Raw genomic sequence first — 25,815 nt, forward strand, 5'->3', positions numbered from 1 at the left:
CAACAGTTCGAAAGGTCGAAATCTCACCATGACTGATCGCCTCGCCGGCAAGGTCGCCGTCATCACCGGAGGTTGTTCCGGTCTGGGTCTGGCCACGGCCAGGAAGTTCGTCGCCGAGGGCGCCAAGGTGGTCATCGGGGACATCGACGACGTCCGCGGACCGGGAATCGCCCAGGAACTGGACGGCGCCTACCTGCCCACGGACGTCACCGATCCCGACAACGTGGATGCGCTCTTCGCACTGGCGAAGAACAGCTACGGGAGCGTCGACATCGCCTTCAACAACGCGGGAATCTCGCCACCGGAGGACGACTCGATCCTGACCACCGACCTGGCCGCCTGGCGCAGGGTCCAGGAGGTCAACCTGACCAGCGTCTACCTGTGCTGCAAAGCGGCGCTGCCGTACATGATCGAGCAGGGCAGGGGCTCCATCATCAACACCGCCTCCTTCGTCGCGGTCCTCGGCGCGGCCACGAGCCAGATCTCCTACACCGCCTCCAAGGGCGGTGTGCTCTCGATGAGCCGCGAGCTCGGGGTCCAGTTCGCCCGCAAGGGAATCCGGGTCAACGCACTGTGTCCCGGGCCGGTCAACACGCCCTTGCTCCAGGAACTGTTCGCCAAGGATCCGGAGCGTGCCGCGCGCCGCCTGGTCCACATCCCGATGGGCCGTTTCGGCGAGCCGGACGAGATCGCCAACGCCGTCCTGTTCCTGGCCTCCGACGAGTCCAGCTTCATCACCGCCTCGCAGTTCCTGGTCGACGGCGGCATCTCCGGTGCCTACGTCACGCCGCTGGACTGATACCCCATGACGAACCCCGTCATCGGGATCAGCACCTATCGGGAGCCGGCCAGCTGGGGGCAGTGGGATGCGGTCCCGGCCGTGCTCCTGCCGGCCAGATATGTGGACGCGGTCAGGGCCGGCGGCGGCACACCGGTGCTCCTGCCGCCGCTCGGACCGGCCGACGACGCGGCGAGGGTGCTCAGCCGCCTCGACGCCCTGGTGATCGCCGGTGGGGCCGACGTCAACCCGTCCCGCTACGGCGAGCACCCCGACGAACACACCTCCGGCTGGCGCGACGACCGGGACGTCTCCGAGTACGCGCTGCTCGATGCCGCCGACGATCTCGGACTGCCGGTGCTGGGCATCTGCCGCGGCATGCAGGTGATGGCCTCCCGCGCCGGCGGACGACTGCATCAACACGTCCCCGACCTGGTCGGCGACGACCGGCACTCCCCCGGACCCGGTGTCTACGGACCGGTGGCGGTGACGACGATCGCCGGATCGCGGCTGGCGCAGATCCTCGGACCGGGCCTGAGCGTGCCATGCCATCACCACCAGAGCGTTGCGCAGGCACCGGGTTTCACGTTCAGCGCCTTCGCCGACGACGGGGTCCCCGAGGCGATGGAAGCAGCCGGCGAGCGGTTCGTGCTGGCCGTTCAGTGGCACCCGGAGACGGCCACCGACATGCGGCTGTTCACGGCCCTGGCGCAGGCGGCCGGCTGACCGGACCCAGCACGTCCAGCACGGTCACGTCCGGATCGCCGACCGCCCAACGGAAACGGACCGCAGCCCGCGCCCCCGGCCCGAGCCGGCCCCTCCCGAGCACCCCGGCGGCCGCGAGTACCCGGCCGGGCACCTCGGTGGCCATCCTGACCGCCCGGCGCAACGAGAGATCCGTCAGGCCGGGCAGTCTGGCCAGACCGGTGGCCAGATCGACCGCTGCGCCGGCCAGGTAGTCCTGACCGGCCACCCGGAGCCGACCGTCTGCATCCAGTTCCACCGCACCGCCCACCGGCGTCCGGTAGTGGCCCGGGGAGCACCCGGCGAGGGCCACTGCATCGCTGACCAGGAACGAGCCGCCGGAACCCTTGGCCAGGACCATGGCCCGCAGGGTCGCTCCGTCCAGGTGGAAACCGTCGGAGATCAGCCCGGCGGTGAGCTCCGGCGCCGCCAGTTGCGCCCAGATCAGGTTGGGGTGACGAGGTTGCGTCAGGCCGGCGCCGTTGCCCAGGTGTGTCGACAGCGTCGCCCCGGCGGCCACCGCCGCCGCGATCTGCTGCGCATCGGCGACGCTGTGCCCGAGCGAGATGGTGACGCCGAGGGCCACCGCGGTTCGGATGAACTCGACGGCGCCGGGCCACTCGGGCGCGACCGTGACGAACAGCGGCAGTGGCGCGCAGATCTCCTGCCAGGAAAGAAGTTCGGCAGGATCGGGCGCACGGATGTGATCGATGTCGTGCGCGCCCCTGGCACCGTCGACGGGTGACAGGAACGGCCCCTCGACGTGCACCGCCGGAACGGCCGCCTCCACCAGCGGATCGGCCCGCCGAGCCACCATCACGGCCGCCAGCCTGTCCCGCAGGTCTGCGGGCGAAGCGCTGATGATCGTCGGCACCACGGTGGTGGTCCCTCGCGCCACCAGTGCCGCCACGGCGCCGGACACCTGCGCGGCCTCGCCCAGGTTGAAGTCGAAACCGCCGTAGCCGTTCACCTGGAGGTCGACGAGCCCAGGGGCCAGCCAGATGTCGGGATCGCCGTCGTGCGGGGCCGGTGCGGTCGCCAGGACCACGCCGTCCTCCACCCGGAGGGCCATCGAAAGACCGGTGCGCGGAGACCGCCCTTCGAGGAGCACGGCTCAGCCCCCGTAGGCGGCGAGATCGGTGTACAGCGTCACGTTCTCGTGCAGGCGGAGCGCGGTGGCCGGACAGGAAGGGTCCACCGGGCCCGCCACGGTCCGCTGCAACGCCACCGCCTTGTTCGGCCCGCAGGCCACCCCGACGATGCGGGCGCTGCGCATCAGACGCGGGATCGTCAGCGTCAGCGCCCGGGTCGGCACGTCCCCGATGGCCGGGAACAGGCCGTCGTGCACCTGCTGCATCCGGCTGCTCAGGTCGAGGTCCACCACCCGCAGGTCCTGCTCGTCGTCGAACCTGGCCACCGGCGGATCGTTGAACGCCAGGTGACCGTTCTCGCCGATGCCGAGGCAGACCAGGTCCACCGGGGCCGGATCGAGGTAGCCGCCTTCGGTGTCGAGTGGGTGGAACGTCAGCGGGACATGGTCGAACAGGTTGCGTCGCAACCAGTTCCCAAATCGCTGGGGCGCATCGGAGGGCAACCCGAGGTACTCGTCCATCTGATAGGCCCGGACGCGCATCCAGTCGATTCCGGGCGCCCGCACCAGTGCGGCCAGCATGACCGACTGCGAAGGCGCCGCGGCGAAGACGACCCGCACGGACTCCCGCACGGCCGTGAGCGATCGCAGGGACCCGGCGACGTCGGCGGCCGCCAGCCGTCCGGCCTCCCGGGAGTCGCCGGCGACCGTGACCTCGAGCCGGTCGATTGCGAAAGTGCTTGCTCTGCCTGCCATCTGTGTCCTCTGGTCGTTCCCGGCGAGGTCGGTCCCGACCCCGGTGCCCAGAGGGCTGCCGAGAACGGTCAGTATCCACCCATGGATTTCGACGCTCTCAAGGCCGCCGCCCGAGCCGCCCTTCCCGCGCCGTCGTGGGAGTACTACCAGGGTGTGGCCGACGGCCGACCGGACGCAGAGCCCGACCACGAGGCCTGGGAACGGATCGGCATCGTGCCCCGGGTGATGCAGAGCCTGACCGGCGTCGACAGCACCCTGGAGCTGGGCGGCGCAGCGTTGCGGACGCCGGTGATGGTGGCCGCCACAGCCGCGCACGGTCTCGCACACCCCGAGGGGGAGGTCGCCAGCTCGCGGGGCGCGGCGGCCGCCGGCGCCCTCCTGGTCTACTCCAGTTCGGCGGCCGTCGAGGTCGGCGTGTTCGGTGCGGCCGGCCCCGGCCCGTGGTGGGCACAGGTCTACCTGATGAGAGATCGTGCACTGAGCGACGACTACGTGGCCCGCTGCGTCGCGGCCGGCGCCCAGGCCCTGGTCCTGACGGTGGACCTGTCCGGCGGACTTGCCGAGGCACCGTTCCGGGAGGACGCCCGGGCCCGGCTGTCGGCGCTGCCCGCCAATTTTCCCGGGCTCGGCTGGGCCCGGATGACGGCCGGCATCGACTCCGACCTCCGGCCGGAACACATCTCGGACCTGGCGGAGGCGGCCGGACTTCCGGTCTACGTCAAGGGCATCCTGCACCCCGATGACGCCACCTCTGCGGTCGATGCCGGCGCCGCTGGCATCATCGTGTCCAACCACGGTCGGCGGCAGGTGGCCGGCGTGATCCCCACCGCCGTCGCCCTCGCCGGTGTGGCGAAAGCGGTCGAGAAACGCGTTCCGGTCCTGGTGGACGGCGGAATTCGTTCAGGTGGCGACGTTCTCAGAGCCCTGGCCCTCGGAGCCACCGCGGTCGGCGTCGGGCGACCGGTCCTCTGGGCACTGGCCACGGCCGGGGCCGCCGGGGTGGGCAGTGTGCTGGAAGGCCTCACCGCGGAGCTCCGGCAGGCCATGGCGGCGACGGGCGCCGGGTCGCTGACGTCGATCAACCGGAGCATGGTCCGGGTGCCCGTCGGATGAGCCGTCGGACGAGCCGTCGATGAACCCTGCGATGAGCTGGACTGCGGTGTCACGCCTTGCCTGGCAGCGCAACCACCGTGGCTGTGCCACGCTTGCCGCGTGCGTATGCAATTCGCGACCGGACCGGACCCCACCGACCTGTTGACCCTGCCCTGGTCGACCCCGCTGGAGGAGTGGCCGAAGGAGAAGCTGGTCAGTCTCCCCCGCGGTATCTCACGGCACGTCGTAAGGTTCGTCAGGATGGGCGGGATCGTCTACGCCATCAAGGAAATCAGCCAGGGGCTGGCCGAGCACGAGTACGAGTTGCTCCGCGACCTGGCCAAGGCCGGCATCCCGGTGGTGCAGGCGGTCGGCGTCGTCGCCAACCGGACCAACCCGGACGGCGAGCCGTTGGACGCCGCGCTCGTGACGAAACATCTGCGCTTCTCGTTGCCCTATCGCGCCCTGTTCTCCCGGCGGCTCGACGCGGACCTGGAACCCAAACTGCTGGATGCGCTGGCCGAACTGCTGGTCCGGTTGCATCTCGTCGGGTTCGCGTGGAAGGACTGCTCGCTCTCGAACACCCTGTTCCGCCGGGACGCCGGTGCGCTGGCCGCGTACCTGGTGGACGCCGAGACCGGCGAGATGCGGCCGACGCTGTCGGACGGGCAGCGTCAGCAGGACCTGGACATCGCCGAGACCAACCTGGCCGGCGAACTCCTGGATCTGCAGATGTCCGGGCTGCTGTCCGACCAGGTCGACCCTCTGGCGACCGCGGTGTCGGTGATCGAGAAGTACGAGCAGCTGTGGGCCGAACTCACCCAACCGCAGACCATGGGCGACGACGAGTGGTGGCGCATCGAGCAGCGCCTGCGGCGACTCAACAAGCTCGGGTACGACGTCGCCCAAATCCAGATCAACGAGAAGGACGGCGACCCACACGTCCTGGTGCAGACGCAGGTCGTCGAGGCCGGTCACCACCGCCGGCGGATGCTCAACCTGACCGGCCTCGACATGCAGGAGAACCAGGCCCGCCGGGTGCTCAACGACCTCGACACCTACCGGTCGCAGGCCGTGATGCCGGAGAGCGAGGTGGACGAGGACACCGTCGCCCGTCACTGGGTCAGTGACGTCTTCGAACCGGTGATGGAGGCCATCCCGGACGACCTGGCGGCCAAGCTGGAGCCGGCCGAGATCTTCCACGAGGTGCTCGAACACCGTTGGTTCCTATCCGAGGCGGCCGGTCACGAGGTGTCGATCGAGGAGGCCGTGCAGTCCTACATCGACACCGTGCTGCGCTTCCGGCCAGACGAGCAGGCCCTGCTCGACCCGGACCTGATGGGCAACGGGATGATGAACCCCGATGACGAGGAGTTCGACGACGACGGTGAGGTCATCGTGCGCGACCCGGAGGCCGACGCCGCCTGGGAAGCCGCCGCGATGAAGTACGGCGGCTGATCCGCGGCCTGACGCGTCTGCCTCCGTGGCCGGTCATCCGACCAGGGCGGTCGTCCGACCAGGGCGGTCAACCGAGCAGGGCCTCGATGTCGGCGCGGATCTCGGGAGCGTCGGGTTCGGTGCCTGGACGGTAACGTCCGATCACCGACCCGTCGGCGGCGACCAGGAACTTCTCGAAATTCCACTGCACGTCACCGGTCTCGCCCTTCGCGTCCTGGGCCTGGGTCAGCGCGGCGTAGATCGGGTCGCGCCCGTCGCCGTTGACCTCCACCTTGTCCGACATCGGGAAGGTGACCCCGTAGGTGGCCGAGCAGAACTCGGCGATCTCCTCCGCCGTCCCCGGTTCCTGCCCGGCGAACTGGTTGCTGGGGAATCCGATCACGGTGAGTCCCTTCGCCTCGAACTCCTCGTGCAGGGCCTCGAGCTTGCCGTACTGAGGCGTCAGGCCGCAGCGGCTGGCGACGTTGACGACCAGGGCGGCCCGCCCCGCGGTCAGCGCTCCGAACGTGGTCGGTTCTCCGGCGAGGGTGGTGACGGGAAGGTCCAAGAGATTGCTCATCGGGTCTGGCTCCTCGTGGTAGCGGTTTCTTCGGACAACGATCTGCGGGTATCACCGATTCCCGCACCGCAGTAGCGTGACGGCCGTGACCCCACCTCCCGCCGTCCGGCCGGAACGTCTCGGTGCCGCGGAACTGATCGAAGTCGTGCTGGACGCCGGCTCGTTCGTCAGCTGGGACTCACCGGTGATCCGGCCCGACGATCTGAGCCAGTCCTACGCGGCCGAACTGGTGGCCGCCGAGCTCAGGTCCGGTGCGGACGAGTCGGTACTGACCGGGGCCGGGACCATCAGGGGGCGCCGGGTCGCCCTGCTGGTCAACGAGTTCCGCTTCCTGGGCGGCTCGATCGGCCTCGCTGCCGCCGACCGTCTCGACCTGGCCATCCGCCGTGCCACGCAGGAAGGTCTGCCTCTGCTGGCCGCGACCTCCTCCGGCGGCACCAGGATGCAGGAGGGCACGCTCGCGTTCGTCCAGATGGTCCGCATCACCGAGGTGATCGTCGCCCACAAGGCCGCCGGGCTGCCGTATCTGGTCTACCTGCGTCATCCCACCACCGGAGGAGTCTTCGCGTCCTGGGGTTCGCTCGGTCACGTCTCGGTGGGCGAACCCGTTGCGCTGATCGGCTTTCTCGGTCCGAAGGTCTACCGGGCGCTCTACGGAGCCGAATTTCCGGCTGACGTGCAGACGAGCGAGAACCTGCTCGCCCACGGCCTGCTGGACGCGGTCCTTCCGCCGCACCGGTTCGCCGACATCAGCTCACGTGCGCTGAACGTCCTGATGCCCGGACCGCTGCCGACCCGGCCAGAGCCCACAGCCGTCGCCGATCAGCCCGAATGTTCGGCGTGGGAGTCGATCGAGTTCACCCGGCGGCCGGATCGCCCGGGTGTCCGCGAGTTGCTGCGGTTCGCCGCGACCGACGTGGTGCCGCTCTCGGGCACCGGTCAGGGCGAGCAGCAATCTGGCCTGCAACTGGTGCTCGCCCGCTTCTCCGGTCTGTCCTGCGTGCTGCTCGGCCAGGACCACGCGCTGCAGTCCGGCGACACCCTCCTCGGGCCGGCGGCGCTACGGGTGGCCCGGCGCGGCATGCGACTGGCGGCCGAGCTCGACCTGCCGTTGGTCTCCGTCATCGACACTCCGGGTGCGGCTCTGTCGAAGGAGGCGGAGGAGGGTGGCCTGGCCGGCGAGATCGCCCGCTGCCTGGCTGATCTCGTCGAGCTGGAGGCACCGACGGTGTGTGTCCTGCTGGGGCAGGGATCAGGTGGTGCAGCGTTGGCGTTGCTCCCGGCCGACCGGGTGATCGCGGCCCGTCATGCCTGGCTCTCCCCGCTGCCGCCGGAGGGGGCCAGCGCCATCGTCCACGACGGGGACATCTCGTTCGCTGCGGAGATGGCCGGCGCCCAGGGCGTCAGAGCCGTCGATCTGCTCCGCCGCGGAATCGTCGACGCGATGGTTCCGGAGTTCGAGCACGCCGGCCAGGAGCCGGCGCCGTTCAGCCGACGGATGGGTGCGGCACTGGCGACGGAACTCGCCGGCGTGCAGTTGCTGCCTGCTCAGCAGCGTGGCCTCCGGCGGGCCGGGCGCTACCGCTGAGCCTGCCTTCCAGGGGCCCCGTTGACGTCCTGCACAGTGCGGCCTGTCGGCCGCACCGTGCAGGACGTCCCTGGCCTGGCTGGGGTGGACCGTCAGAAGGCTCCCGGATAGAAGCCGAGCACTCCCGTCGGGCTGGGGCCGGTGACATCGCCGACGTAGAGCTGGATCCGGGCCTTGAAACGGTCCAGCGACTCGCGGTCGGACAGGAATCTGCGCAGGGCGGTCGGGTCGGTGTTCGGGTAGGCGAAGATCGAGCGGTATCCCGGCGGCACCGGGATGTCCGCTCGGGGGCTCCAGGTCGCGCCACTACTCTGCACCGGAGTCGACAGCAACCAGCTGATGTAGAGCTTGGCGGCAGCCGGGTGCGGCGACTTCTTCAATATGGCGGCGGTCTGGGCCCACGAGACGAACGGGCTGTGCACCGGGAGGGTGAACCTGGCCGGGTCGGTCGGAGCGGACTGCAGTCCCGAGAAGGTGGCGAAGGTGGCCTCGGCGTAGCCGCCGTAGACCGCGCCGGCCGACGCCGCCGTCCCGCGCACGAAGGTCGGGTTCTGCGCCATCAGCTTCTCCAGGTAACCCCAGCCGTACTTCTCGACGAGTTGGCGGAAGAAGAAGAGCACCGCATCGTCGTCGTTCGGATAGGTGAAGATCAGCTTGCCCTTGAACTCCGGCTTCAGGAAGTCCGAGGCCTCGACCGGTGCCGCGCTTCCCAGCGAGGTGGACGTGACGTTGGCGAAGGCCAGCACGACAACGCCGGTGTAGTAACCGTCCTCGTCCTTGAACTGCGGGCGGACCTTCTCGAAGGCCAGCGGCCTGTACTGGCGCAGTGCGCCCTCGCGCTTCCACCGGGGAAAGTCGTCCAGGGTCTGCAGCTCGACGACATCGGCGATCACCCGGCCGCTGGACAGCTGCGCGTCGACCCGGGCGTCCTGCACCTTGCTCAGGTCGACGACCATGTTCAGGTCCATCTTCGGGAACTGCGCCAGGAACCCGTACCTGGCCTGATCCTGCTGGGTCGGGGTGTCGCCGCCGGCGTAGACGGTGAGCTTGCCACCCTCGGCGAGCGCGGCCCTGTACAACACGGCCAGTTGGTGCTGCTCGTTCGAGATCGAGGCGGGGGCCTTCGCCAACCCGGAGCCGGTGGCGGCGAAGGAGTTCGTCGGAATGGCGGCGGCCGCTGCCGCCAGCGCACCTGCCCCGCCCAGTAGCACCGCACGACGGCCGAACTGCGGGGTCATGCCGACACCTTGGTGAAGGTCGTAGAGACGGTCAGCGCCAGCCGGCGGCCGGCCATGCCCTTCATCTTGACCAGACCGTGGGCGTAGCGATCGATGGAACCGGTCGCGGTGACGATCACGGTCGTGCCCTCCAGACGGGTCCCCGTGACGGTCAGTCCCAGCGGAGCAGTCACGCCGGCCGCCGTCAGAGTGCCGACCGCCAGCCAGATGTCGCCGTCCCTGGTCAGCTCGGTCCCCTGGAATTCGAGGGTAGGGTTCTTCTCGGCGTCCAGGAACGCGGCCGACAGGACGTGTTCGTCCCGCTTGGGATTGCCGGTCGAGAATGACACTGCCGGGGCGTGCGCGGACACTGCGCTTCCGGTCGCGGGTGAAGCCACCACGAGCTGACCGGTGGCCAGCCGTAGGGTCCCGTTCACGCCGGCGAGCCCGAACATGTGCCTGGTGGTGAAGGACACGCTGGAGCGGCCCGTCTCGAGCTGATAGGTGCCGGTGGGAATCGCTTCGACTGCCGTACCGGCGACTGCTGCACTACTCATCACATGCCAGCTTTCGTATCTGGGTGCTCGTCCTGGTCGGGCGGCACCGGCGGGTGCGCGACCTGCGGACTACAGGTCGTTCAATACTGAACAACAATCTACCGCAGTAGTTCAGTTCTGCACAAGTGAGTAGGATGGATCACATGAACCCGGCCGAATGGATCTCTGGAGACGAGGGCGCCGTGTGGGTGGCCTACCAGCGCGGAAGCCAGCTCCTGGAGCGCGTGATCGATCAGCACCTGCGGGAATCAGCGGACCTGAGCCATCCCGAGTTCGAGATCCTGTCGCGGCTGGCCGCAGCGCCGGACGGCCGACTGCGCATGGGAGCCCTTGCCGCCCTGCTGGTCTCCCCCAAGACGCGGTTGAACTACCAGATCAACCAGCTGGTGGCCCGCGGGCTGGTCACCAGGGAGCCGCACCCCACCGACCGCCGCGGCCTCAACACGGTGATCACCGGCGAGGGAACGCGGGTGTTCCTGCTCGCGGTGCCCGGACTGGTCCAGACGGTACGCGCGCACGTGTTCGGCATCCTGACCCCCGGCGAGCGGAGCAGTCTGCACACGATCATGGCGCGCATCGCCGACAACATCGACCCCGGCGCCTGCCTCTGACAGTGTTCCCGGCAACGTCCCGACAGTGTTCCCGGCAACGTCCTGACAGTGTTCCCGGCAACGTCCTGCAGAGTGCGGCCAATAGGCCGCACTCTGCAGGACGTCCGGGGGCGGTGGAGCCCGGGGGTAGTGTCGCAGGATCATCTTAAGTTGACGCATCATCCAAGGACGGCGACATGACCGACTACGGCCACCCCCTGCTGTTCGGGTCCTTCGTGTCCTCTGGGTCCGCCCGTCCGGAGGAAGCCGTTGCGCTGTCAGTGGTCTCGGAGCATTCCGGCCTGGATCTGGTGACCTTCCAGGACCATCCCTACCAGCCGGCCATGCTCGACACCTGGACCCTGATGTCCTACGTCGCCGCCCGCACCGAACGGGTCCACCTGTCGGCCAACGTCATCAACCTGCCGTTGCGACCACCGGCGGTGCTGGCCAGGGCGGCCGCGACCCTGGACCGGCTGTCCGGCGGACGGGTGGATCTCGGACTCGGCGCCGGTGCGTTCTGGGACGCCATCGAGGCGATGGGCGGAACGCGTTTGACCGCAGGTGATTCGGTCGAAGCCCTGGCCGAGGCGATCGCCGTCATCCGGGCGATCTGGGACACGTCAGAGAAGGGCGGGGTCTTCCTGGCGGGCCAGCACTACCCGATCCACGGCGCCAAACGCGGACCGGCTCCGCTGCACGAAATACCCATCTGGCTCGGGGCCTACAAGCCGCGGATGCTCGGCCTGGTCGGCACTCTGGCCGACGGGTGGTTGCCGTCGATGGGGTACCTGCCATCGACGTCCGCGCTGGCCGAGGGCAACGCCCGGATCGATGACGCAGCCGCTGCGGCCGGCCGTGATCCACACGACATCCGCCGCCTTCTCAATCTCCGGCCCGAAGATCTCGACGTCGACCGGCTGGCCGAACTGGCCCTGGAGTACGGGATCAGTGTTTTCATCGCCCCGGGCGACCATGCCGCGGACATCGAACGATTCGGCGCCGAGACGATGCCGGCTGTCCTGGAGATCGTCGAGAACGACAGTAGAACGGCTCGGATCGGTTCCCCCACAGTCGCTGTGCACACCGCCACAGTGTCGATCGCGCCGCCGGTCGATCACGTTCCGGACGCGCTGGGCGTCCGCCCCACCCCGGACACCGGCGAGCGCCTGCTGGCGTCATCGCCCTGGCAGGAGTCGGAAAGGCCATACCCGCCGGTTCCGGACGACGTCGTGTACACCGACATGGGGCGAGCGGTCGCCGGTCACCTCATCGACGTGCACGACCACCTGCGGAAGGAACTCGAGCAGGTGCGTGATGTCATCAGGCAGGTCACCGCCGGCCTGATGGACGCCGGCGCTGCCCGCTCGGAGATCAATGCGATGACGATGCGCCAGAACGAGTGGACGGTCGGCGCGTACTGCGCGTCGTATTGCCGGCTGGTCACCGCGCACCATTCGTTGGAGGACCGGAGCATCTTCGTGCACCTGCGGAGGTCGGACGCCACCCTGGTGCCGACCGTCGACCGACTGCAGGCCGAGCACATCGTCATCCACGAGGTGCTCGAGGACGTCGACGCGGCGCTCGTCGCTTTCATCAGGGATCCCACCGGTCGTCGTGGGCTGCAGCATGCCGTCGATGCCCTGACGGATACCCTGCTGTCCCACCTGTCCTACGAGGAGCGGGCACTGGTCGAACCGCTGGCCAGGTACGGCATGGTCCCCGGCCAGGTCTGACCGCGCGAAGCTTCGAATATCGCCTGGATCCGGAGTAGCGTCTGGTCCAAAGACCGTCGGATTTCAGATGACCGAGGGAGGCGACGTGCGCGGTTGGCTTGAAACCGTCTGTGGGCTCGTGCTTCTTCTCCTCGTTCTCCCCTCGGCCGACGCCGGGAGTGGGCAATTGGCGTTGACTGCGGCGATCGCCGCCCTCGCCATCATGGCCACGGTGCTCGTCTGCGCCGCCCGGGAGCCCGCCGGCCGGCGACAGGCCGCAGCCGGGGTCGCACCGCTGGATGCCAGCGAACGCCGCCTGCACGGCGCTTTCCGCAGGCTCAGCAGCCCGGACACGCCCGGTCGTCCGCGATCTCGTGCACCCGGATCCGGTCCACGACCGACCTGAGCCTGCGCGACAACCACTTCCACGCCTCAGGTCCCGGTCACTCCTACCCATCCGACCGGATCCCCGTGCTCTGCCGCGCCTCTCGTACGGCTGCGCCGCATCGAGCACGCCCAGCAGTGAGGCCCCTTCCATGCTCGACTTCATCTATTTCCCGGTGTCCGCCCTCTTGTGGGCCTGGCACCAGATCTTCGCCCTTGTCCTGGGATCGGCCGACGGTATTGCGTGGACGCTGTCTGTCGTCTTCCTCGTCCTGACCCTTCGCGCGGCGCTGTTCCTACCGTTCCTCCGGCAGGCCCGTCGCCAACGGGTCGTGCAACGGTTGCAGCCACAGATCAAAACGCTGCAACGCCACCATGCGGGTGATCGCATCGCCCTCGCCAAAGCGACCCAGGATCTGCACAAGGCCAACGGGATCAGTCCGCTCGGCGGATGCCTTCCCGGCATCGCCCAGGCACTGATGTTCCTCGGCCTCTACCACGTGCTGCGGTCGTTCAACCGCACCGGAGCGCCGCTGCGACTGAGCATTGCGGACAACGCCACGACGCCGAACTACGTCTTCGGCCTACCCGACGTGCAGAATTTTCTCGGCGCCAAGCTGGCCGGGTCGCCACTCTCGGCGGCGATCAGATCGACCACATCCCAGCTGGCCGCCTACAGCGATCACGTGACGAGGTTCGACGTCGTCCTCGTCGCGCTGCCGCTGATGCTCATCGCTGCGTTGGCAACGTATTTCACCGCCCGGGCGGCCGTGAAGAGACAGTCCACCCCGGGGCCGATCAACCCGCAGGCATCGATCATGAACAAGCTGACCATCTGGGTCCTTCCCCTCGGCGTCCTGCTCGGTGGTGCATTCCTCCCGGTGGCGATTCTGATCTATTGGCTGACCAACAATGCCTGCACCCTCGCACTGCAGCATTTCGTCAACCGCAGACTCGATCACGAGCAGTCGGGGTAGCAGAGACCCGCTGACGTCCTGCAGAGTGCTGGCTATAGCCACCACTCTGCAGGACGTCAGCGGGTGCGGCACGTCAGCGGGCGTGGGGCAGGTCTCTACAGAGCGATCCCGACGTACTTGGTCTCCAGGTATTCCTCGATGCCCTCGTTGCCGCCTTCTCGCCCGAGACCGGAGGCCTTGACGCCGCCGAACGGCGCGGCCGGGTTGGACACGATGCCCTGGTTGATCCCGACCATGCCGGTCTCCAGCCGTTCGGCCACCGTCAGCGCCCGGGTCAGGCTCTCGGTGAAGGCGTAGGCGACGAGGCCGAACTCGGTGTCGTTGGCCAGTGCGATGCCCTCGTCGTCACTGCCGAAGGTGGTGATCGGGGCGACCGGGCCGAAGATCTCGTTGCTGAACATCCTGGCCGTTCGTGGCACACCTGTCAGCACCGTCGGGGCGTAGAAATAGCCCCTGTCCCCCACCTTGTCGCCGCCGGTGAGCACCTTCGCGCCATGATCGAGCGCATCGGCGACAAGCTCCGAGACCTTCTCCACCGCAGCATCATTGATGAGCGGCCCGACCTGCACACCGTCGTCGATACCCCGCCCGACGACCATCGCCCCCATCCGGGCGGCCAGCCGCTGGGAGAACTCTTCCGCGACCGATTCGTGCACGATGAACCGGTTGGCCGCGGTGCACGCCTCACCGATGTTGCGCATCTTGGCCAGCATCGCCCCGTCGACCGCGCGGTCGAGATTCGCATCGGCGAAGACGACGAACGGCGCATTGCCGCCGAGTTCCATGCTGACCTTGAGCACCTGCTGCGCCGACTGCTCGATCAGCTTGCGGCCCACCGGGGTCGACCCGGTGAAGGTCAGCTTGCGCAGCCGGGGGTCGCGGATGATCGGTTCGGACAACGCACCGGCGCGCGAAGTGGTGACGACGTTGACCACCCCGGCGGGCAGTCCCGCCTCGGTCAGCAACGAGGCCAGGGCCAGGGTCGTCAACGGCGTCAGCTCGGCCGGTTTGATCACGACGGTGCAGCCGGCAGCGAGCGCCGGCCCGATCTTGCGCGTGCCCATGGCCAGCGGGAAGTTCCAGGGCGTGATCGCGAACACCGGCCCGACCGGCTGTTTCATCGTCAACAACCGGGTACCGCCGGACGGCGCGGTGGCGTAACGGCCGGCGATCCGCACGGCCTCCTCGGAGAACCAGCGGAAGAACTCGGCGCCGTAGACGACCTCGCCGCGGGCCTCCGCCAGGGGTTTGCCCATCTCCAGCGTCATCAGCAGGGCGAAATCCTCGGTGCGGGCGATCAGCAGCTCGAAGGCCCTGCGCAGAATCTCGCCGCGGACCCGTGGATGCGTGGCCGCCCAATCCTTCTGGGCCGCGACGGCTGCGTCGAGGGCGAGCATCCCCTGCGCCGGCGACGCGTCGGCGACCTCGCTCAGGGTTTCACCGTTCGACGGGTCCTCGACCGCGACCTTCCCGTCACCGGCGGTCCAGTCCCCGCCGATGAACAGACCCGTCGGGACCGCTCCGATGACCTCGGAGATACGGGCTGCGGTGATGCCGGCCATGGATGCCTCTTCCTCGTTGGCGTACTGCGCGTCGCGGCCGCGCTGCCGGACCGGGTCGATCCTAGTTCCGGCTATCACCAGGCTCGAACCCAGACCACGTGGCGCGGAGACTCAGCCGTGCAGGAGCCGGAGCAGCATCGCCACCTCGGCGGCCACGGCGTCCCGTCCGGGGCCGAGGTACTTCCGCGGATCGGTGACCTTCGGATCAGCGTGCAGCACCTGCCGGACCACCGCGGTCATCACCTGGTTCAGCCTGGTCGCGATGTTCACCTTCGCCATGCCCACCTTGACCGCAGCGACCAGCCCGGGGTCGTCGACGCCCGAGGAGCCATGCAGCACAAGCGGAACCGGCACACTCTGGTGGAGCCACCTGACCAGTTCCAGATCGACCTGGGCCGATCGGTCGGCCATCGCGTGGGAGGTCCCCACCGCTACCGCGAGGCTGTCCACCCCGGTCGCGGCGACGAAAGCCGCCGCCTCGGTCGGGTCCGTCCGCACCCCGGGGGCGTGCGCACCGTCCTTGCCGCCGACCTCGCCGAGCTCGGCTTCGACGGCGACGCCGGCGGAATGGCAGCGAGCCACCACCGCGGCCGTACGGACCTGATTCTGCTCGTAGGGCAGCTTGGCACCGTCGAACATCACGGAGGTGAAGCCGAGGGCGACGGCCTGGTCGATCAGATCTTCGCTCTCAGCGTGGTCGAGGTGGACCACCACCGGAACGGTTGCCTGTGCGGCGATCGCCAGACTGGCCGCCCCGATCCCGGCCAGCCCACGGTGGAATGCGGCCGTGTTCTCCGAGACCTGCAGTACTACCGGCAGTCCGGCTCGCTCGGCACCGGCGACGATGGCTTCGGCGTGCTCGATCTGGATCACGTTGAACGCACCGACGGCGTAGCCGCCCGCGCTGGCACCGGCCAGCAGCGGGCGGGGGTCTGACAAGGTCACTGGGTCTCCCTGGGTCGTGAGTGCGGACGAATGGCCGGTTGCGCAGACAGAAGTGCCCGTTTCAAGGTCTGCGCGCCCCGATGCGGGCCGAAGCGGGCGCGGCGGGAGTTCTTGTATGCGCCGAGGGGGCCGTCACCGCGCCTCGACCGACTGCAGGGCCGCCACGGTGGCCGACCAGATGCGGTAGCGACTGTCCAGCAGCGGCTTGCGCTCCGGACGGGGGTGCTGGGTCCGGACGACCGTGACGCAGGCCTGCGCCGCCTGGTCGATGTCGGCGAACACACCGGCTCCGACGCCGGCCAGCATGGCCGATCCCCGGGCACCCGCCTCGACCGCGTCGGTCACCTCCACCGACAGCCCGGTGGCGTCGGCGAACAGCTGGGTCCATGCGGCGCTACGACTTCCACCTCCCGCAAGACGGACGGGGCGGGTGTCGATGGGCCCGGCGTTCTCCAGCGCCTCGAGGTGATAGCGGTGGGTGAAGACGACACCCTCGAGGCCGGCCCGCAGCATGTCGGCCGGTCCGTGCCAACTACCGAGACCGGTGAAGGCACCTCGGATCGCCGGCGTCAGCATGGTGCCGTAGACGAACGGCAGGAAGAACGGGTCGTCCGGGGCCACCGCCCCGCCGCCGCGGTCGGCCAGAGCCGCCGCGACCGCCTCGCCGACGAAGTCGGACGGCTGGACGGTGACCTGCCGAACCCAGTCGACCGCCGTCGCCCCGGCCGGCGAGGTGGACATCAGCAGGAACCGTCCGTCGGTCAGGGAACCCCGCGCCTGCCACTGCCACGAGGGCAGCGCGTCCGGCCCGACCAACTGGTTGATGTTGAAGGTGCCCATGATCGCGCTGACGCTTCCCAGCGTCAGCGCTCCGATGCCCAGAGCGGCGGCGTGGACGTCATGACTGCCGGTGATGACCGGCGTGCCCACCCGCAGACCCGTTGCAGCGGATGCTTTCTCCGTGACCCGGCCGGCCACCGCCGCGCTCGGCAGGATCGGCGGCAGCAGGTGCGCCGCGTCGGTCAGCCCGCAGAGCTCGATCGCCTCCGGGGACCACTGACGGGCCCGGACGTCGCAGAGCCCGGCAGCCGCCTCCGTGGGGTCGGTGGCCACCTCGCCGGTCAGTTGCAGACGGAGCCAGTCCTTGCAGAAGAGCATGTGCGCGGCCCGCTCGAAAGATTCGGGCTCGTGGTCCCGCAGCCACGACAGCGTGGCGGGGGGGGTGTAGGGCGCCGGGACCTGCCCGGTGATGGCCATCAGCCGCTCGGACACCGCGCCGGTGTTCCAGCGGTCGCAGTAGGACGCCGCCCGGGAGTCGGTGGCCAGGATCGCCGCCCTGACCGGACGGAGACCGGCGTCGACCAGGTAGAGACCGTCGCCGTGCGCACCGATCCCGACGCTGACCACCTCCGAGGCGTCGATGCCCGCGTCGGCCAGTGCGTCGGCAACGGCGCCGGCCGCGGATGTCCAGACGACGTCCATGTCCCTCTCCTGCCAACGCGGGTGCAGGCTGAAGGTTGCAGTAGGCCTTGCGCCACGGCCGATCTCGGCGCCACGATCGTCGAAGACGGCCGCTTTGATGACGGTGTGGCCCGCGTCGACGCCGACCAGGTAGCCGCCGCTCACCGCCAACCCAGTTCCTTCGCGTTGACCGCCTCGAACACCCTGCCGGTGGCGGCGAATTCGGCTGCGGCGGCGACCACCATCCGGGCGGAGGTGATGTTGGTGCCGGCCGTGTCACCGCCGAAATGGGTGGTCATGGTGACGTTGTCCAGCTTCCGCCAGCGTGAGTCGGGTGGCAGTGGCTCGTCGTCGAAGACATCCAGCGCCGCACCGGAGATGCCGCCGGCTGCCAGTACCTCGTAGAGGGCGTCGTAGTCGACCAGCCGGGAGCGGGCACCGTTGATGAAGTAGGCGCCCGCCTTCATGGCGGCGAACTGCTCCCTGCCGATGAAGCGGGAGGTCTCCGGCGACAACCTGGCCAGGACCAGGATGAAGTCCGACTGCTCGAAGACGTCGATCAGGCTGTCCACCTTGGTGACACCGGACTCGGCGAGCGACTCGGCCGAGGCGTAAGGGTCGTAGGCGATCAGTTTCGGGCCGAATCCGGAGACCCGCTGCGAGAACACCCTCCCGACGTGGCCGAACCCGACCATACCGACGGTGGAATGGGCGATCTCGACCCGGCTCCCCGGGAAGTCCTTGCGCCATCCGCCGGATTTGATCGACTGGTCGGCGCGGGAGATGTTGCGGGTCTCGGACAGCATCAGACCGATCTGCAGTTCGGCGACCGCGCCGGCGTTCCGCCCCATCGCCGGGACGACACCGATACCGCGGGCCGTGGCGGCGGCCACGTCGATGTTCTCCAGGCCCGCTCTGGCGACCGAGATCAGCTTGAGATCGGCGCCGGCCGCGATGACGTCGGCCCCGACCGGCGCGAAGTGCAGGCCGAGCACGGCGGCACCTGCGACGGCGGCCAGGATCTCGGGTGACGCGGGCACCTGGTTCGGTCCTCTGACTTCCATGATGGCCTGCGCCGCATGATGTTCGGACTTGTTACCGGTCAGCGCAACACCCCGTAGGGACAACCGGCCGGCTCGATCGGGCGGCAGATGACCGAGAGCGTCGGCATAGTCGTCGACCGTGATGAACCCGTCGCCGACCACCAGGAGATCGAGCGGCGTCACGGGCGGGAGGATGGGGCTGTCGGTGGGCGTCGGGCTGTCGGCGGTCATGGAGGTCCTTCTACTGGGCGGGTCGGAATGGTCAGGACAGGGCGGTGATGCGGACGGCGGTGACGTCGGCCCCGCCCGCCACGTCACCGGAGGTGCTCTGCATCGCGCAGGCGGCGGTCCCCCAGGCCACCGCGGTGGCGAGCGCACCGCCGGGCGCTGGGATCTCGCCCGGATTCGCCGAGCCCGCGACCGACAGGAAGCCCGCCAGCAGCGCATCACCGGCACCGACGGTGTTGACCGGCACGATGGCCGGCGCGACGGCGTGCCAACAGCCGCGGCCGTCGGCGTAGACCGCGCCGCCGGCACCCAGCGTCGCCAGCACGGCGCCACCGGTGCGCGCCGAGAGTTGTTGCGCCCAGCCGGAAGCCAGCTCGACCAGGGATGTTCCGGCGGAATCGCGACCGTCGGGATCGAGGGTGTGCACGTCGACCCCGATCAGCTCGGCCAGTTCGAGGTGGTTGGGGGCGATCAGATCGGGCCGGGCCGCCAGCGCCGCATCCAGCGCCGCGCCGGAGGAGTCGACCGCGCTGCGCGCACCGAGCCGCCGGGCCAACTCGACCAGTTGCGCCGGCAACTGATCAGCGCCGGCCGGGACAGACCCGGAACACAGCACCCAGGCGCCCGGGTGCTGCAGCAGCAGGTCCTCGACGATCCGCTTCACGTCGTCCCAGACCGATTCCGGCAAGCCCGGGGAGGGCGCATTCATCTTCGTGGTGGAGTGGCCGACAACGGCCAGCGTGGTATTGGTCCTGGTGGGTATCGATGTCTGCACGGCCAGGAACGGCACCGCATCCGCGGTCAGCAGTTCGGCCAGATGACGACCCTCCGGGCCGCCGAGGGGGAGAACGGCGACGGTGGCGGCCCCGGCGGCAGCCAGCGCCCTGGACACGTTGACGCCCTTGCCGCTTGCCTCGACCTCGCTCGAGATCGCCCTGTTGACACGACCTTCGAGCATCTGCGCGGCCCGGTACGTCCGATCGAGGCCCGGTGCCGGCGTGACGGTCAGGATCATGTGAGGACCACTTGAACCCCCTGCTTGCGAATGGCTTCGACGACCCCTCCGGGCGCGGAGGTCTCGGTGACGATCAGATCCATGTCGGTGACCCTGGCGAATCTGGCGAACGCGTCGTGGCCGAACTTGGTGGCGTCCGCCAGCAGCACCCGACGACGAGAAGCAGCCACCGCAGCCGTCTTCACCGTCGCGACGGCCAGATCGGGACAGCTCAGACCGTGCCGGGCGGTCACCCCGTTCGCCCCGAGGAAGGCGACGTCGATCGCGAACTCCGACAGCATGCCGGCCGGCAGGGCACCCGCTGCGGCCAGCGAACCGGATCGGACCGGGCCGCCCAGCAGGATCAACGAGATGCGGGGGTGGGCGTTGAGGACGGTGACCACCGGGATCGAGCCGGTGACGACGGTCAGCGGGCGTTCCGGGTCCAGCGTCAGGGCCACCATCACGGCCGTCGAGCCCTCGTCCAGGAAGATCACCTCGGCGTCACGGATCTCGGCCCGGGCGCGCGCGGCGATACGCGTCTTCTCCGGCTGGTTGCGTGCGGATCGGCTGCTGACGGTCCCCTCGAAACCGATCCGGTCGGCCGGCAGCGCACCTCCGTGCACCCGGTTGACCAGACCCTGCTTCGCCAGGTCCGCCAGATCCCGGCGAACCGTCTCCGGCGCCACCAGGAAGCTGCCGGCGAGGTCGTTGACGGCGACCCGACCGTCACGCCGCGCGATGGCCAGGATCTGCTGGCGACGCTCCACCGCGTACATGGCGCCGTCGCCTCCCTCGCTGATCCCGCATCTCCTCGCATCCACGACCTGCGTCGGCCCGGTTCTTCACCGGCTTGCCTGCCCGTTTCGGTGGGCACCGGTTTGTTCCTGGCCGTTTGAGCTTGACCCACCTCACCCTCCCGCGCAAGCTGTCCCTGGAACGGACGCGAACTTCGGCCAGGTGGTTCAGGTCGGGCAGGTCCGGGCACGCACACGATTGCTCCAACCCGACCGCCCAAGGATGACGATGTCCCAGAACGGCAACAACAGCACCCCGGTCACCGAGCCGACCGCGCCCACCGCCGACCGGTTCGACGCGCTCGTCGCCGGCCTCCCGCTGGAGCGCAGGGTCACCCTGCTGACCGGCCACACTGCGTTCACGATGACTCCGGAACCGTCGATCGGACTCGGCGAGATCGCCCTGTCCGACGGGCCGACCGGTGTCCGCGGCCTGAAGTTCACCGGGGGACGGCAGGTCTCGCTGTTTCCCAACGCCACCCTCCTGGCCTCGGCCTGGAGCCAGGACAACGCCGAACTCGTCGGTGGCCTCCTCGCCGAGGAGGCCATGGCCCAGGAGATCCACGTGGTCCTGGGCCCGACCATCAACCTGCACCGCTCCCTGCTGGGAGGACGGCTTTTCGAGGCCTACTCCGAGGACCCGCTGCTGACCGGCCGACTCGCCGCCGCCTACGTCCGGGGTCTGCAGCGGCACGGCGTGGGCGCCTGCCTGAAGCACCTGGTGGCCAACGAGTCCGAGACCCAGCGCAACTCGATGAACAGCCGGCTGGACGAGGCGACGCTGCGGGAGCTCTACCTGCTGCCGTTCGAGATCGCCGTGCAGGAGTCGCAGCCCTGGTCGGTGATGGCCGCCTACAACGACGTCAACGGTGTCGCCGCGACCGAACAGGACCACGTCATCAACCGAATCCTCAAGGGCGAGTGGAGTTTCGACGGCCTGGTGATGTCCGACTGGTTCGCCACCAAGACCGCGGCCGCAGCGGCCAACGGAGGGCTCGACCTGGTCATGCCGGGTCCGGCCGGGCCGTGGGGCGACGCACTCGTCGCCGCAGTACGGGCCGGCGAGGTGGACGAAACCACCATCGACGACCACCTCCGCCGGATCCTGTTGCTGGCCGAGCGGGTCGGTGCCCTCGGCGGGCCGCGGGTCTTCCCGACGGACCTGCCCGCACCGGACAGCAGCATCCGCCGCGAACAGCTCACCCGACTGGCCGCCGACGGTATCACCGTGCTGACCAACTCCGGAGTCCTCCCGTTGGCCCCCCACAGCTCGGTCGCCCTGATCGGCCGGCATGCGATCGAGACGATCGACATGGGCGGCGGTTCGGCCCAGGTCAACCCGCCCTACCAGGTCAGCGTCGCCCAGGGTCTGCTCGAGTTGCTCGGACGACGGCTGACCATCACCGACGGGGTCGAGGTCCGCACCAGGCCGGTGGTCGCCCGCCCGGACTTCGTCACCGATCCGCGGACCGGGGGCCGGCGGGACGTTGATGCGCTACGGCACCCCGATGATCATGGTCGGTTTCGACGACGATCTCCCCAGACCCGCTGCCACCGCGGTCTTCCGGGCCCGGATCACCGCCCACGGACCCGTCGAGCTCGGCTTCGTGGGGCTCGGCCGCTGGCAACTCGATGCTGGAACCGAACGCCTCACGGCGACCATCACCCCGACGTCCGCCGACCCCGGGGAGGCCGTGCTGCGGCCACCGTCCAAGGTCTTCACCGTCGACGTGGACGGCGAACTCGACGTCGTCGCCACGGTGGACCTTCGCCCGGGGCCCGATGCCGGTGCCGCCGGTGGCCTCGGGATGGTCGGTCTGCTCGGGCTGGTCGCCCGCCCGGCGGCGCCTCCGGTCGAGCAGGTCCTGGCGGCTGCCGTCGCTGCCGCTGCCGCAGCCGATGTCGCGGTGGTCGTCGTCGGGCTGACCGAGGAGCAGGAGACCGAGTCGGTCGACAAGGACACTCTCGCGCTTCCCGGCGCGCAGGATGCGCTCGTCATTGCCGTGGCGACGGTGGCCAGGCAGACCGTCGTCGTGGTCAATGCGGCCACACCGATCCTGATGCCGTGGCTGGACGCGGTCGACGCCGTGCTCTGGGTCGGTCTGCCCGGGCAGGAGGGCGGGCACGCGGTGGCGGCCACCCTGGTCGGTGACATCGAACCGGCCGGCCGGCTCGTCACCACGTTCCCGGTCGCGGACGACGCCGCTCCCGCCTGGTCGGTGACCCCGACGGACGGGACCCTGGAATACACGGAGGGAACCTTCATCGGCTACCGCGGCCACGCCGCCGGACACGCTCCGGCACCGGCCTTCTGGCTCGGCCATGGCCTCGGCTACAGCACCTGGGAGTACGCCGAACCGGCGCTGGTGCCCGGCGGCTCCACCTCGCCGACGGTCGAGGTGTGCATCACCAACTCCGGTGCACGGGACAGCCGGGAGGTCGTGCAGGTCTACTTCCAGCCGGTCGAGGCCGACCAACCGGTCCGCCTGGTCGGCTGGCAGGCCGCCCGGGTGGCCGGCGGTCTGAGCAGTACCGTCACCGTCGCGACCGACGCGAGGCTGTGGCGGCGGTGGGACACCTCGGTCGATCGCTGGACCGCACTGACCCCCGGCGGGAAACTGCTGATCGCCCGCGGGCTCGGTGACGTCCGCGGAACCATCCAGCTGTGAGCCGGGATCGCCGGCTGTCGGGGTGAGTTGACGTCGGGGTCGCTCTGAGTGGTCCCTGGCTCGTCAGATGGTGGTGGTGTGCACTCCGACCAGGGGATACCGGATCGGCAGCCGACCACGGAGAATGACCCTCAAATGATCACTCGACCATGGCGCGGATGGATCGGGACGCTGCTCGTCGCGGCCTGCCTGCTGGCGAACGCACCGCGCCCGGCCTTGGCGGCCCAGGTCCCGGCGGGCCAGCTCTCGGCCGGCCGGATCCAGGCGGCCCCGACGCCGATGGTGTCCGGGAACCACCTGCTGGACACCAGATCCGGTGCCGTATGGATTCCGCACGGGGTGAACTGGCCCAGCTTCGAGTACGCCTGTGCGCAGGGCTGGGGGTACTCCCGGGACAGTGCGGGTGCAGCCACGGCGACGGCCATCGCCTCGTGGAAGGCCGACACCGTCCGTCTGCCTCTGAACCAGGACTGCTGGCTCGGCACGAACGGGTCGCCGGCCGGTCCAGGAGCAACCGCCGCCGGTTACCGCGCCGCGGTGCAGTCGTTCGTCGGCTGAACGCGGCCGGCTTGGTGGTCATCCTGGACCTGCACTCCTCGACCACCGGCGGACCCGCCGTGTTCGGCCAGCGAGCGACGCCGGATGGCAATTCGCTGTTGTTCTGGCCCTCCGTCGCCGCCGCCTTCAGGTCGAACCACTCGGTGATGTTCGACGCCTACAACGAGCCCTACTCGCGCTGGAACGCCGCCACCGGCAGTTGGGCATTCCAGCTGAGCTGGAGCTGCTGGAAATCCGGCGGCTGCCAGGCGCCGATCGAGGACGACTACACGGCCGCCCTTTCCGGCCGGACCTACACCGCGACCGGTATGGCGGCCATCGTGGCGGCCATCCGCGCAACCGGTGCAGCGCAACCGATCCTGCTGGGCGGACTCGACTACTCCAACGACCTCACCGGCTGGCTGGCGAACCGACCGGCCGACGGCCAACTGGTGGCGTCCTTCCACAACTACACGGGACAACACTGTTCCACCGTCGTCTGCTGGAATTCCACGGTCGCGCCGGTGGCCGCCGTCGTCCCGGTGATCACCGGCGAATTCGGTGAGGAGGACGGCACCGCCGATTTCATCAATTCCTACATGGTCTGGGCCGACGCCCACGGCATCGGCTACCTGCCCTGGGCCTGGTGGACCGAGGCGAGCCTGACTCTGGCACTGCTGTCCGATGACGCCGGCACCCCACGCGCCCCACTGGGTACCGCGTTCAAGGCGCATCTGGCCACGTTGGTGGCGCCACGCCCGCCACCCCCACCACCCCCACCGCCGCCACCGCCACCGCCACCGGGCGTGCAGCCAGCGCCGGGCAGTTTCGTGCCGGTCACTCCGGTGCGGCTGCTGGACACCCGCTCGGGGCTCGGCGCCCTACCACCGGGCGGTACGGCCTCCGTCCAGATCGCCGGCCGCGGCGGTGTATCGGCTACCGTGTCCGCCTTGGCGGTCAACGTCACCGTCACGGCGCCGACGGCCGCCGGCTACGTCACCGTCTACCCGTCGGGGGCGCCCCGGCCGGTGGCCTCGATCCTCGACTTCACACCACGGGAGACGACCGCGGGCCTCACCGTCATGCCCATCGGTATGGATGGAAAAATACTGCCGTACAACGGCTCTCGGGGAACCGCCCAGCTGCTCGTCGACATCGCCGGCTACTACCGCTCCGGGACACCGACGGCGGCGGGTACCTTCGTGCCGGTGGTGCCGGCCCGGCTGCTGGACACCAGGACCGGCTGGGGTGCTCCGATCGGACCGCTGGCCGACCACGGCAGCCTGACCCTGCAGGTCGACGGCAGCGCCCACGTACCGGCCACCGGAGTTGCCGCAGCCGCGCTGACCGTCACGGTGACCGCACCGACCGCACCCGGCTACCTGACCGTCTTCACCGGCGGTCCACCGGGGACCTCCAACGTCGGATTCCGGGCCGGACAGACGGTGGCGAACTTCGCGATCGCGCCGACGACGAGGTCCGGAACCACCCGGCTCTTCAACGGATCGGCGGGGAGAACGCAACTGGTGGCCGACGTGTCGGGTTACTTCCTGGCCGGTGCCCCGGTGGTGTCGGGGGCCTTCCGGACGCTCACGCCGGCCCGACTGCTGGATACGCGCGTGCGCACCGGGCCGATCGGTCCGGGCGGGACGCTCCCGGTCCAGGTGACCGGCATCGCCGGGGTCCCCACCGCCGGCGTCGCAGCCGTCGTGCTGAACGTGACCGTGACGTCGCCCACCTCGGTCGGGTATCTGACGGCCTTCCCGTCCGGTACGACGCGTCCCGGGACTTCGACTCTCGACTTCACCGCCGGGCGCACGGTGGCGAACGTGGTCGTGGTCCCGGTCGGATCGGACGGAAAGGTCAAGCTCTACAACGGTTCCGGCGGATCGACGCCTGTCATCGCCGATGTCCAGGGTTACTACCTGGCCTGACGGGCAGGCCGGGCCCGACCCGATCGCCCCGGAAGCCCGACGGCCGCCGATCGAGAAACTTCCACACTGATGCAACAAACGACCCGCCGGCTGCGTGGGAGGGTCGGGGCGGGTGCGCCCGCACGTCCCCGGAGTAAGTC

At 69.6% G+C, this 25,815-nt stretch carries 24 protein-coding genes and 1 pseudogene; 13 read left to right on the plus strand and 12 right to left on the minus strand.

The genetic code is table 11. The features are described from left to right. Positions 1 to 28: 28 nt before the first annotated feature. Positions 29 to 799: a 3-oxoacyl-ACP reductase gene (locus H7F38_RS25025; RefSeq protein WP_187092257.1), complete on the plus strand. Its 771-nt coding sequence runs from the start codon at positions 29 to 31 to the stop codon at positions 797 to 799. Positions 800 to 805: 6 nt separating this feature from the next. Beyond that, positions 806 to 1,504 carry a gamma-glutamyl-gamma-aminobutyrate hydrolase family protein gene (locus H7F38_RS25030; protein ID WP_187092258.1) on the plus strand — a complete coding sequence of 233 codons (699 nt, stop codon included), beginning with the start codon at positions 806 to 808 and terminating at the stop codon, positions 1,502 to 1,504. Here H7F38_RS25030 and H7F38_RS25035 read toward each other — a convergent pair. Both H7F38_RS25035 and H7F38_RS25040 read right to left on the minus strand, forming a co-directional pair. Beyond that, positions 1,476 to 2,594, minus strand: a complete 1,119-nt coding sequence (locus tag H7F38_RS25035) for an N-acetylglucosamine-6-phosphate deacetylase (RefSeq protein WP_187092259.1) — start codon at positions 2,592 to 2,594, stop codon at positions 1,476 to 1,478. The genes H7F38_RS25030 and H7F38_RS25035 overlap by 29 nt on opposite strands. A 42-nt stretch (positions 2,595 to 2,636) precedes the next feature. Further along, positions 2,637 to 3,368 (minus strand): 6-phosphogluconolactonase, encoded by a 732-nt coding sequence (locus H7F38_RS25040; protein WP_187092260.1) that lies wholly within the window; start codon positions 3,366 to 3,368, stop codon positions 2,637 to 2,639. 81 nt (positions 3,369 to 3,449) lie between these two features. On the opposite strand from H7F38_RS25040, the gene H7F38_RS25045 reads away from it, so the two are divergent. Together H7F38_RS25045 and H7F38_RS25050 are read left to right on the plus strand one after the other, a co-directional pair. Further along, positions 3,450 to 4,481 (plus strand): alpha-hydroxy acid oxidase, encoded by a 1,032-nt coding sequence (locus H7F38_RS25045; protein ID WP_187092261.1) that lies wholly within the window; start codon positions 3,450 to 3,452, stop codon positions 4,479 to 4,481. 105 nt (positions 4,482 to 4,586) lie between these two features. Continuing rightward, the gene (locus H7F38_RS25050) at positions 4,587 to 5,918 is read left to right on the plus strand and encodes a DUF4032 domain-containing protein (RefSeq protein ID WP_187094984.1); all 1,332 of its coding nucleotides are present in this window, start codon (positions 4,587 to 4,589) and stop codon (positions 5,916 to 5,918) included. Positions 5,919 to 5,985: 67 nt separating this feature from the next. On the opposite strand, the gene H7F38_RS25055 is transcribed toward H7F38_RS25050, so the two are convergent. Further along, positions 5,986 to 6,477: a glutathione peroxidase gene (locus H7F38_RS25055; protein ID WP_187092262.1), complete on the minus strand. Its 492-nt coding sequence runs from the start codon at positions 6,475 to 6,477 to the stop codon at positions 5,986 to 5,988. Between the two features lie 85 nt (positions 6,478 to 6,562). Between H7F38_RS25055 and H7F38_RS25060 the strand changes: the two genes are divergently transcribed. Further along, positions 6,563 to 8,065 (plus strand): carboxyl transferase domain-containing protein, encoded by a 1,503-nt coding sequence (locus tag H7F38_RS25060; RefSeq protein ID WP_187092263.1) that lies wholly within the window; start codon positions 6,563 to 6,565, stop codon positions 8,063 to 8,065. A gap of 92 nt (positions 8,066 to 8,157) precedes the next feature. Here the strand turns inward: H7F38_RS25060 and H7F38_RS25065 are convergent, their stop codons facing one another. Together H7F38_RS25065 and H7F38_RS25070 are read right to left on the minus strand one after the other, a co-directional pair. Further along, entirely contained in the window at positions 8,158 to 9,303 is a 1,146-nt protein-coding gene (locus tag H7F38_RS25065) for an ABC transporter substrate-binding protein (protein ID WP_187092264.1), read from the minus strand. After that, on the minus strand, positions 9,300 to 9,839 hold the full coding sequence (locus tag H7F38_RS25070; protein ID WP_187092265.1) for a YceI family protein: 540 nt from the start codon (positions 9,837 to 9,839) through the stop codon (positions 9,300 to 9,302). Before H7F38_RS25070 ends, H7F38_RS25065 begins: the two co-directional genes overlap by 4 nt. A gap of 143 nt (positions 9,840 to 9,982) precedes the next feature. Here H7F38_RS25070 and H7F38_RS25075 point away from each other — a divergent pair, with 143 nt between their 5' ends. The 4 genes from H7F38_RS25075 to yidC all read left to right on the plus strand — a co-directional run bounded on the left by H7F38_RS25075 (position 9,983) and on the right by yidC (position 13,505). Continuing rightward, on the plus strand, positions 9,983 to 10,450 hold the full coding sequence (locus H7F38_RS25075) for a MarR family winged helix-turn-helix transcriptional regulator (RefSeq protein WP_187092266.1): 468 nt from the start codon (positions 9,983 to 9,985) through the stop codon (positions 10,448 to 10,450). A gap of 176 nt (positions 10,451 to 10,626) precedes the next feature. Further along, positions 10,627 to 12,165 carry an LLM class flavin-dependent oxidoreductase gene (locus tag H7F38_RS25080; protein ID WP_187092267.1) on the plus strand — a complete coding sequence of 513 codons (1,539 nt, stop codon included), beginning with the start codon at positions 10,627 to 10,629 and terminating at the stop codon, positions 12,163 to 12,165. Between the two features lie 118 nt (positions 12,166 to 12,283). Beyond that, positions 12,284 to 12,550, plus strand: a complete 267-nt coding sequence (locus tag H7F38_RS25085; protein ID WP_187095000.1) for a DUF6412 domain-containing protein — start codon at positions 12,284 to 12,286, stop codon at positions 12,548 to 12,550. Between the two features lie 130 nt (positions 12,551 to 12,680). Continuing rightward, a complete protein-coding gene (gene yidC / locus H7F38_RS25090) occupies positions 12,681 to 13,505 on the plus strand; it encodes a membrane protein insertase YidC (protein WP_187092268.1) in 825 nt (274 codons plus the stop codon). A gap of 95 nt (positions 13,506 to 13,600) precedes the next feature. On the opposite strand, the gene H7F38_RS25095 is transcribed toward yidC, so the two are convergent. From H7F38_RS25095 to H7F38_RS25755, 7 genes are all read right to left on the minus strand, one after another. Continuing rightward, on the minus strand, positions 13,601 to 15,067 hold the full coding sequence (locus H7F38_RS25095) for an NAD-dependent succinate-semialdehyde dehydrogenase (protein WP_187094985.1): 1,467 nt from the start codon (positions 15,065 to 15,067) through the stop codon (positions 13,601 to 13,603). 111 nt (positions 15,068 to 15,178) lie between these two features. Continuing rightward, on the minus strand, positions 15,179 to 16,012 hold the full coding sequence (locus H7F38_RS25100; protein WP_187092269.1) for a class II fructose-bisphosphate aldolase: 834 nt from the start codon (positions 16,010 to 16,012) through the stop codon (positions 15,179 to 15,181). Between the two features lie 132 nt (positions 16,013 to 16,144). After that, a complete protein-coding gene (locus H7F38_RS25105) occupies positions 16,145 to 17,638 on the minus strand; it encodes an FGGY-family carbohydrate kinase (RefSeq protein ID WP_187092270.1) in 1,494 nt (497 codons plus the stop codon). Beyond that, on the minus strand, positions 17,635 to 18,747 hold the full coding sequence (locus H7F38_RS25110) for an NAD(P)-dependent oxidoreductase (protein WP_187092271.1): 1,113 nt from the start codon (positions 18,745 to 18,747) through the stop codon (positions 17,635 to 17,637). The genes H7F38_RS25105 and H7F38_RS25110 overlap by 4 nt, the downstream gene beginning before the upstream one ends. Before the next feature lie 31 nt (positions 18,748 to 18,778). Beyond that, entirely contained in the window at positions 18,779 to 19,759 is a 981-nt protein-coding gene (locus H7F38_RS25115) for a 1-phosphofructokinase family hexose kinase (RefSeq protein ID WP_187092272.1), read from the minus strand. Next, the gene (locus tag H7F38_RS25120; protein WP_187092273.1) at positions 19,756 to 20,517 is read right to left on the minus strand and encodes a DeoR/GlpR family DNA-binding transcription regulator; all 762 of its coding nucleotides are present in this window, start codon (positions 20,515 to 20,517) and stop codon (positions 19,756 to 19,758) included. Before H7F38_RS25120 ends, H7F38_RS25115 begins: the two co-directional genes overlap by 4 nt. A gap of 186 nt (positions 20,518 to 20,703) precedes the next feature. After that, on the minus strand, positions 20,704 to 21,120 hold the full coding sequence (locus H7F38_RS25755; protein ID WP_222618770.1) for a hypothetical protein: 417 nt from the start codon (positions 21,118 to 21,120) through the stop codon (positions 20,704 to 20,706). On the opposite strand from H7F38_RS25755, the pseudogene H7F38_RS26840 reads away from it, so the two are divergent. The 4 genes and pseudogenes from H7F38_RS26840 to H7F38_RS25135 all read left to right on the plus strand — a co-directional run. Next, positions 21,020 to 21,865 (plus strand): annotated as a pseudogene (locus H7F38_RS26840) (glycoside hydrolase family 3 protein); the annotation flags it as partial. The gene H7F38_RS25755 and the pseudogene H7F38_RS26840 sit on opposite strands and share 101 nt — an antisense overlap. 160 nt (positions 21,866 to 22,025) lie before the next feature. Next, positions 22,026 to 23,204, plus strand: a complete 1,179-nt coding sequence (locus H7F38_RS25765) for a glycoside hydrolase family 3 C-terminal domain-containing protein (protein ID WP_255498182.1) — start codon at positions 22,026 to 22,028, stop codon at positions 23,202 to 23,204. A gap of 135 nt (positions 23,205 to 23,339) precedes the next feature. Then, entirely contained in the window at positions 23,340 to 23,762 is a 423-nt protein-coding gene (locus H7F38_RS25130) for a hypothetical protein (RefSeq protein ID WP_187092274.1), read from the plus strand. Between the two features lie 14 nt (positions 23,763 to 23,776). After that, complete coding sequence (locus tag H7F38_RS25135; RefSeq protein ID WP_255498453.1) at positions 23,777 to 25,675, plus strand: cellulase family glycosylhydrolase; 1,899 nt, start codon at positions 23,777 to 23,779, stop codon at positions 25,673 to 25,675. Positions 25,676 to 25,815: the final 140 nt, after the last annotated feature.

The organism is Nakamurella sp. PAMC28650 (genome assembly GCF_014303395.1).
GTDB lineage: Bacteria > Actinomycetota > Actinomycetes > Mycobacteriales > Nakamurellaceae > Nakamurella.